At 45.2% G+C, this 8,135-nt stretch carries 5 protein-coding genes and 1 pseudogene; 2 read left to right on the top strand and 4 right to left on the bottom strand.

Features of this window, described 5'->3' with window-relative positions; translation table 11 throughout:
* The 4 genes and pseudogenes from IQ242_RS10950 to IQ242_RS10940 all read right to left on the bottom strand — a co-directional run.
* The coding region (locus tag IQ242_RS10950; protein WP_370582978.1) for an Rpn family recombination-promoting nuclease/putative transposase at positions 1-382 on the bottom strand (382 nt) is incomplete at its 3' end.
* Positions 383-540: 158 nt separating this feature from the next.
* A pseudogene (locus tag IQ242_RS26100) lies at positions 541-606 on the bottom strand (DUF4351 domain-containing protein); the annotation flags it as partial.
* Positions 607-663: 57 nt separating this feature from the next.
* Positions 664-2,136, bottom strand: a complete 1,473-nt coding sequence (locus IQ242_RS10945) for a carotenoid oxygenase family protein (protein ID WP_193959993.1) — start codon at positions 2,134-2,136, stop codon at positions 664-666.
* A gap of 116 nt (positions 2,137-2,252) precedes the next feature.
* Entirely contained in the window at positions 2,253-2,945 is a 693-nt protein-coding gene (locus IQ242_RS10940) for a Uma2 family endonuclease (RefSeq protein WP_193959992.1), read from the bottom strand.
* A 276-nt stretch (positions 2,946-3,221) separates the two neighbouring features.
* On the opposite strand from IQ242_RS10940, the gene IQ242_RS10935 reads away from it, so the two are divergent.
* A complete protein-coding gene (locus IQ242_RS10935; protein ID WP_004161162.1) occupies positions 3,222-3,692 on the top strand; it encodes a DUF29 domain-containing protein in 471 nt (156 codons plus the stop codon).
* A 54-nt stretch (positions 3,693-3,746) separates the two neighbouring features.
* Positions 3,747-7,919 (top strand): DEAD/DEAH box helicase, encoded by a 4,173-nt coding sequence (locus IQ242_RS10930; protein WP_193959991.1) that lies wholly within the window; start codon positions 3,747-3,749, stop codon positions 7,917-7,919.
* The last annotated feature ends 216 nt before the right edge of the window (positions 7,920-8,135 follow it).

Genomic DNA, 8,135 nt, shown 5'->3' with positions numbered 1-8,135 from the left:
CGACTACATATTGACTAATCGCTGCTCTTTTTGGCTTTGAATAAGAGAAAATTACAATCGGATAAATCGGTAAGACAAATTTCTCATGAAAGCGAGCAAAATAAGTAAACATTCGCCGATTAAACCCCTGGCGGGAACTTTGCTGCGCCTCCACATGAATCAGAAAAAAAGATTCTTTTCCTCGAAACCTAACCTGTGCGACTAAATCGCTTTCATACCTTTCTCCTTCCGTGACATCGGTAAATACTTCTTTGTCTAAAAAAGTAATCGAGTCCCTATCTAAATAATCCATCAATTGAGGAAAAAATAACTCGATAAATTCGACAAAAAAGGTGGAGATTAACTCTTTAAATAAGCGGTCATGGTCAATATTATTAGTCATGTAAAGGTGTCTGCGATCGCTTCGATGGGTACAGTCAACAGTTCAAAGAACATGGCATTATGGGGAAAGTAGTCTAATTCTGGTGGATATTATAACACATAAAAGCCAGATCGAAAACTTTTTTTTTCGATAACTCCGTCTTGAGGTGGTCGTAAGAACTAAGCAGTTAAAGTATTTAACCAATTGATTAAATCTTCAACCGTAGAGAAATCGAATAAAGCTTCTCTCTCACAAGTCCAGAAAACGGGTTTCTCGAAGAAACCCGTTTTCTAAATAGTTTCTCAAAGAAACCCGTTTTCTAAATAGAAACCCCTTTTCTCAGTTGAGATTGCTTCTGCGCCTTTTTCTGATTTTTCTTGCCAAGTACCATGAAAACTGGGAGGGATAACACTGGGTAATTGCAGACAGCAAAGGGGTTCTTTTTCTAACTGCTGACTGTCATAGATTCTCACTTGGCTGCTGTGATTATTGCCGTCGTAAACCACGACGATTAACCATCCCGTTTCTGGAGATAAACCATCGCAGACAAAAATCGGTTCACTTCCATAACAGTTACTTTCTAGATAAGCAATAGTTAACTTACCTGTGGAGTGATTATAACAAGCGGGAAGTCCGATAATTTCCCGACGAATATCGCTATCAGGACGATGGACAGCTAAAAAAGTATTTTGCCATTTTTGTCCCACCAGTTGCGGGGAAACCACGGGAAAATCACAGCTTAAATCTGAGAGAATTTCCTGATTAATCACCTTTGCTGATAGGGGATTAATAGTGATACTTGCTAATTTTCCGATGGCTAAGGTTTCGGTTTTACCCGTGGCCACTTCTTTTAAAAATTGATTAGTTTTAAAGTCATCATAACGGACAAAAACAATTTCAAGATTGCCTTGGTCATTCACACAACCATTAGCAAAGTGCCATTGAAACCATGAATCGGTAACACTTTCACTGACTAATTGCAGAGAATCTCGCTCAAAAATTAGTATTCTTGTTCCTAATTCTGGCTGCCACTGCATGGCATCACTAAAAGTTTTAAATCCCAACAGTATCGATAATTTATTCGCTTTTATCGGTGGGACGAAAAAGACGAGATACTGTCCCGCTAAAACAAAGTCATGCAGCGCAGACAATCTATCTAAATCAAAAGTATTTTTCTGGATAATTTCACCAGTGGAGTCAGACTTATAGAGATTTAAACTAACTTTAGCACCGATTGTTACCCCAAAATTAAAAATCTCTCCTCTGGACAAATCTAGCTTAGGATGAGCGGAAAAAGTTTCCTTTGCTTGTAAGCTAGATAAATTATCTAAGCCTAGGGTTTCTAAAGATTGTAAATCTAATTTATGGGGAAAACCCCCTTCCCAGAGAGCTAATAATTTATCGGGTAAAGCTAACACCGAGGTATTAGCAGCATTTTTTACCTCTTTTCCCCAATTATTCCAAAAGAAGCTGGGGGCATTCATGCCATAATTAGGAAATAAATATTGATTAGCGGCACTTTCTTGCTGATAACCAGCAGTCTGAACATAACGATAGGTGGCACTGGCTCCCTTATCATGAAAATGTACAGCTAAAACTGCCCCATCTCCGTCAAACCAATGACCAACTTTTTGCTTACCTCTTTCTAATCTCCCCGGACCATTGCGATAGAGACTACCCCGCAATCCATCGGGAATTTTCCCGGATAATAGGGTTAATTGGGTTTCAGAAAATTCCACTGCTGGTTTTTCTAAAGATTTTGCCCAAGCTTTCATAGATTTGCTTTTTTAGTGATTACATAGTTGAGTATAGCCCTAGACTAGGTTCAATGACAATAATTTCGGCAGTTTACCAGTTAATTAGTATTCGTCACAACCGATAAATTATATCATTATAAAGTATCGGGATCAATTCCTAGAGAACGGATATATTCAGCTAAACGTTCAGCTTTAAGACGCTCTTGTTCTAATTGTAAACTCGCTTCTTCAGCTTTAAGACGCTCTTGTTCTAACCTTTGGGATAACTCGATAGAACTTAAAAATTTCTGCCCATCTAAACTATAAATTTCTAACCCATCTTCTCTCAAATCAAATCGGATTTTTAACCGAGGACTAACCCATCCCTTAATCTCAGGTATAGAACTTAATAGTCCTTCCTGTCTCAACCATCCTTGAAAATTATGAGAATCCGGATCATAGAGATAGTATTCTTCCACTCCATAACGTTGATAAAAGAGTAGTTTTCGCTCCATTTCTTCTAAGCTGTTAGAAGGTGAAAGAATTTCAAAGACCACTTGAGGAGCGATATTATCTTCTTGCCATTGTTTATAGGAACCCCTTCTTCCTTTCGGACGACCAAATACTACCATAACATCGGGAGCAACCGGTCCAGTAATTTTCTTATCTTGGACAGGATACCAGAGCAGAACCCCCGCAATAAAAACCTGAGGGGAATTAGCAAAGAGAATCTCAAGGTTTTCTTTGATTTTCACGATCCATTCGTATTGTTCGGTATTATCGGCCATAGGTTTACCGTCACTATCGGGGTATTCAATATCTGGATCAATAGCTGGTGTAAAGGTCATAATTTCTGCTCTGAGGTTATTGGTCTGAAAATTAAATTCTAGCAGTGAGGTTATCTTTCCCTTCTAGTCCCAAAATAACATCGTCAATAAGGTTGCTCAAAATATTTGTGTACTTTTGTTAAAAAGGAAAAGTTTTTTTGACAAAAAGAACAACTTGTGCTATGAGATAAATCTCTAACTTGACAAAAATTCCCCAGACTAGAAGCTGATCGAGGATAGCGATCGAGCGTTATAATCGAGCCATTACCCCGCGCTCCCGGTCGGGATGAGAAATCTATGATGACCGCTCTCTACGAAGAAGATTTTGTTCTCTGGACAGAAAAAACCGCCGAACTGTTAAAGCGGAAAGAGTTTGACCGGGTGGACTGGGAAAACCTGATCGAGGAAGTAGAGTGCATGGGAAAAAGCGAGAGACAGGCAATAACGAGTTTATTAACCGTTTTAATCGAACACTTGCTCAAACTATCCTATTGGGAATCGGAAAAAGAACGGAATGCCCGTCATTGGATAGTGGAGATCGCCGCTTTCCGATCGCAATTAGAACAAAAAATAGATAGTGCCACCCTCGTCAACCATGCCCGCGATTCTTTGGAGAAAGCCTATGTAACCGCCAGAAAATCCCTGATTAACGCGCGGATAGTCGATAAAAACGCGATTCCCCTAGAGTCTATATTCACTCTTGAACAGGTATTAGACGGGGACTGGTTCCCGATCGATATCGAACCTTTTTTGGAAACCCGTCCATAAATTGCAGCCATATCCCCGCAAAAAGATTAGGATTATCCGCGAATATAACCGAATATGCAAGATATAGAGCAAATCCGCCGTCAACTCATCGAACGCTACCAACAATTATCGGCACTAGATCAGGTGATCGTCCGTTTTTTTTCCCTAATCTATGAACCGATCGCCCGCAGCACTTTTCTAGACTGTTTAAATCAAGCTCATTACCGCGACGAGAACAACCGGCGATTTAACGGCCAAACCCTGAAATCCCATTTAGATATCCTCCTAGAAGCGGAAGTGATCACCCAGGACAAAGGCTACGGGCCGCGCTGTCATCCCCTCCTCGTCGAGATTGCCAGCCGTGATAGCGTTAGCAAGGGAGAATTCAAGCGTTTTGCCGAGATTATCAAGGCAAAACTGCCGCAACCCCGAACTCGTTGGGATGAAAGCCTAGTTTTTCAGGGAAAAGAGCAATTAATCCGAGAAATCCGTCTGGCCATCTATCGTCAGGATTTCGACTCGATCGAACAACAAATCGCCGATTATCAGAAAACCAGCTATTCTTCCTCAAAAACCAGCCTAGAAGACCTTCTTATCCTCATCTACGATAACCCCTTCGATGGGGATTGGTTACGGACGCAACCGACCAAATTTCAAGCCATAGCACTAAATAGCATTCTTGTCAAGGCTTTTGAAAAAATAACTCGCGCCGATGGGGCTTTTTCCCTCCTAGAAGAACTCTGTCAAGACCAGACCAGTGTTTCCGAAGCCCATTTGTGGCTCGAACAGGCAATCATCCGAGGACAAAGCGATAAAGTGCGTCGGTATCTCGATCGCCCCTTCCCGGAAAACCAAGCAGCAGCAATCGGGGCGATACGGGGTTGGATTGCCTTTCTAGGGGGGGAAAACAGCAAAGCGATCCAAGAATATACCCTCGCCCTTAAAGCCCTAAAAAAAGCCAAAGGAAAACAAAAAATCTATTTTTCTTCGATTAGCGGCTTCTCCTTTATTTTCGCCCTTCTCAAAGAAGGAACCCCCGAACGTCTCGCCGAAGCCGCCAGCTATACCAGTTGGGTGACGCGTCAAAACGATCATCCTTTCAGTCCTATCTATGCCCGTCTGGAAAAAATCATCGCTGCCCGTCAGGGAGATATGCAGGCCAAAGACGCAATCATCGACGCGGCGATCAATCCCTACCAAATGGGCCAGGGTCTAGAGACTCTTATCTGTAGTATCTGTCTCTACTGGATGAGTAGCGGCATCGCTAAAAAACATCTGCCCCGCCTACTCTTGCCTCTCTACAAAGATGCCAAGGCGGCTGGCTACCATTGGTTAGCCCTGGAAACCGGGGCCCTACTGTCCCGACTCGATCGAGCGCCGGAAGTGGAGGTGCTTAAAAACCAGCATCTCCCTTCCCCCCTAGTAGATGCGATCGAACCCCAAGAAGCTTGGCAACTGTGCCTGAATGCCTTGACTAATCTGTGCGCGCCAACACCAACCCCGGGTAAATCTAACCCCGTCGTCCGCCTTGCTTGGTTTCTCACTATCCATTCCGAGGATTATTTCCTGCAACCAAAAGAACAGAAACTCGACGCGCGGGGTAATTGGAGTCGTGGCCGTCCCGTCTCCCTGAAACGTCTGCGAAAAACTGGGGAAATTGACTATTTAACCCCGCAAGACCTGAAAATTTGCGCCCATATCTTCGTGGAATCCAGTTACTATGGCCAGAACGAGTATCACTTTGAGCGCCGGGCCATTATCGAACTGATCGGTCATCCCCTGGTGTTTTGGGAAGATTCCCCCGGAACGCGGGTAGAAATCGTCGCCGGGGAACCAGAATTGCGAGTAAGAAAGGGAAAATCGGGTAAATTCATCCTGTCTTTACTGCCCGATCTCAGCGATCGCCAAGAAGTGCTGATTTGGAAAGAAACCCCCACTCGCGTTAAGGTAATCGAAGTCAAGCCGGAACACCGAAGCATCGCCGACATTATCGGCAAAAGCAACCGCCTAGAAGTCCCCGACAAGGGCCGGGAAAAAGTCCTGGCTGCGATCAATTCCCTGTCCGGGATCGTGACAGTACATTCCGATATCGGGGGAGGAAAAGCAGCCCGGTCAGTGGCAGCCGATAGTCAACCCCGGATTCATCTCTTACCGGCCGGAGAGGGTTTAAAAGTGGCGGTTCTCAGCCGTCCTTTTGGGGCAGCCGGTCCCTATTTCCAGCCCGGAAAAGGGGGAGAAACAGTAATCGCCGAGATCGAGGGGGAACGGCTGCAAACAACTAGGGATCTGGCCCTAGAGAAAAAACTAGCACAAACAGCGATCGATTCTTGTCCGATCCTGATCAGTTTTGAGGAAGAAAACGGGGAATGGCGGCTAGAAAATCCAGAGGATTGTCTAGATCTACTGCTGGAATTGCGGGAATTAAGCGATAGCGTCCTTGTGGAATGGCCAGAAGGGGAAAAATGGCGGGTGTCGCGTCAGCTTCGATTACAAGACCTACACCTAAATATCCACAGTCAACGGGATTGGTTTGCCGTCAGTGGGGAACTGCACCTAGAGGAGAAATCAGTGCTGAGTATGCAGGAGTTGATGAAATTGCTAGAGGGAGCACCGGGACGGTTTATTCCCCTCGGAGATGGTCAATTTCTCGCCCTAACCGAGGCATTTCGGGAACGGTTACAGGAAATGCGTGCTTTCTCGGAAAAGTCCGGCGACGGTTTGCGGTTTCATCCCTTCGCTGCCCCGATTCTCTCGGAACTCACCGAGGAAGTGGGACAACTCAAGGCCGATAAACGTTGGCGCGATAATTTACAACGCTTTCAGGAGAGTCAGGATTTTACCCCAGAAGTCCCCTCAACTCTACAGGCAGAATTGCGCGACTATCAACTGGAAGGCTTTCGTTGGTTAGCTAGGCTGGCCCGGTGGGGGGCCGGGGCCTGTTTGGCCGATGATATGGGATTAGGGAAAACTTTACAAGCTCTGGCAGTGATCCTAACCCGCGCCTCCGAGGGACCGACTTTAGCGATCGCTCCTACTTCAGTATGTTTGAACTGGATTAGTGAGGCGGAAAGGTTCGCACCTACCTTAAATATCATCCAATTGGGTACAGGCGATCGGCAAGCACTACTCGATCGACTGCAACCTTTTGATCTGTTGGTCTGTAGCTATGGGTTATTACAGCAGGAAGAAGTGGCTACCATGTTGGCCGGGGTGGAATGGCGAACAATCGTTCTCGATGAGGCCCAAGCGATTAAGAATTTCTCCACCAAGCGATCGAAAGCAGCGATGAATCTGCGGGGGGATTTTAAACTAATCACCACGGGAACACCGATCGAGAATCATTTAGGGGAATTATGGAATCTTTTCCGTTTTATCAACCCCGGATTGTTGGGATCCTTGGAAAGTTTTGATCGCCGTTTCGCCACCCCGATCGAAAAATACGGCGATAAAACCGCTCGCGAACAGTTAAAAAAACTGGTGCGGCCTTTCCTTCTCCGGCGCACCAAAAACCAAGTTCTGGCGGAATTACCGCCCCGTACCGAGATTTTAGTCCCGATCGAGTTAAGCGTCGAGGAGAAGGCATTTTACGAGGCCTTACGGCGGCGTGCTTTGGAGAAATTAAGCGAGAGTGACAGTACCGCCGGAGCGAAACATCTCCAGGTACTGGCAGAGATCATGAAATTACGCCGGGCCTGCTGTCACCCGCAGTTAGTGGCTCCAGATTTGGATTTACCCGGCTCGAAATTGTCCCGTTTCGGGGAAATTCTGGATGAATTATTAGATAATCAGCATAAAGCCTTGGTATTCAGTCAATTTGTCGATCATTTAGCGATTGTCCGCAGTTATCTCGAGCAAAGACAGATAAAATATCAATACCTTGATGGTAGTACCCCAGCCGGCGATCGGCAGAAACAGGTGAAAGCGTTTCAAGCGGGGGAAGGGGACGTATTTTTAATTAGTTTAAAGGCCGGGGGGACAGGATTAAATCTCACCGCAGCCGATTATGTTATCCATCTTGATCCCTGGTGGAATCCCGCAGTGGAGGATCAGGCCTCCGATCGCGCTCACCGCATCGGCCAAAAACGTCCGGTGACGATTTATCGCTTAGTGGCCAAGGATACGATCGAGGAAAAAATTGTCGATCTGCACCACCATAAACGCGATCTCGCCGATAGTTTATTGGAGGGAACCGACGCCAGCGGCAAGCTATCCACTGACGAATTATTGCGCTTAATGGCCGAGGGATAGTAGGACTGCATGGGAGAGGGGAAAGTCTGAGCTTTTGTACTAATATTTAGGGTTTGCTGAATAAATCTAAAAACCTTGTTGGATAAGACTTTTGGACTTTTTTCCCCTCAAAAAGTGCCAGCCATTGGAGTGATCGGGGGTAAAATTCAGGTACTTTTTCCCTGAAAATTAGGTAACTGACTACCTCAAAATCGGTAAAACCCTACACCCTACACC

This window comes from Microcystis sp. LEGE 08355 (assembly GCF_015207185.1).
GTDB classification, from domain to species: domain Bacteria; phylum Cyanobacteriota; class Cyanobacteriia; order Cyanobacteriales; family Microcystaceae; genus Microcystis; species Microcystis panniformis.
Note: the sequence above shows the minus strand (reverse complement) of the source record. Positions and strands in the feature narration are given on the sequence as shown.

Excerpts from the sequence above, each read along its gene's own strand:
- IQ242_RS10945 (WP_193959993.1), bottom strand. The coding sequence starts at position 2,136 with ATGAAAGCTTGGGCAAAATCTTTAGAAAAACCAGCAGTGGAATTTTCT.
- IQ242_RS10940 (WP_193959992.1), bottom strand. The coding sequence starts at position 2,945 with ATGACCTTTACACCAGCTATTGATCCAGATATTGAATACCCCGATAGT.
- IQ242_RS10935 (WP_004161162.1), top strand. The coding sequence starts at position 3,222 with ATGATGACCGCTCTCTACGAAGAAGATTTTGTTCTCTGGACAGAAAAA.
- IQ242_RS10930 (WP_193959991.1), top strand. The coding sequence starts at position 3,747 with ATGCAAGATATAGAGCAAATCCGCCGTCAACTCATCGAACGCTACCAA.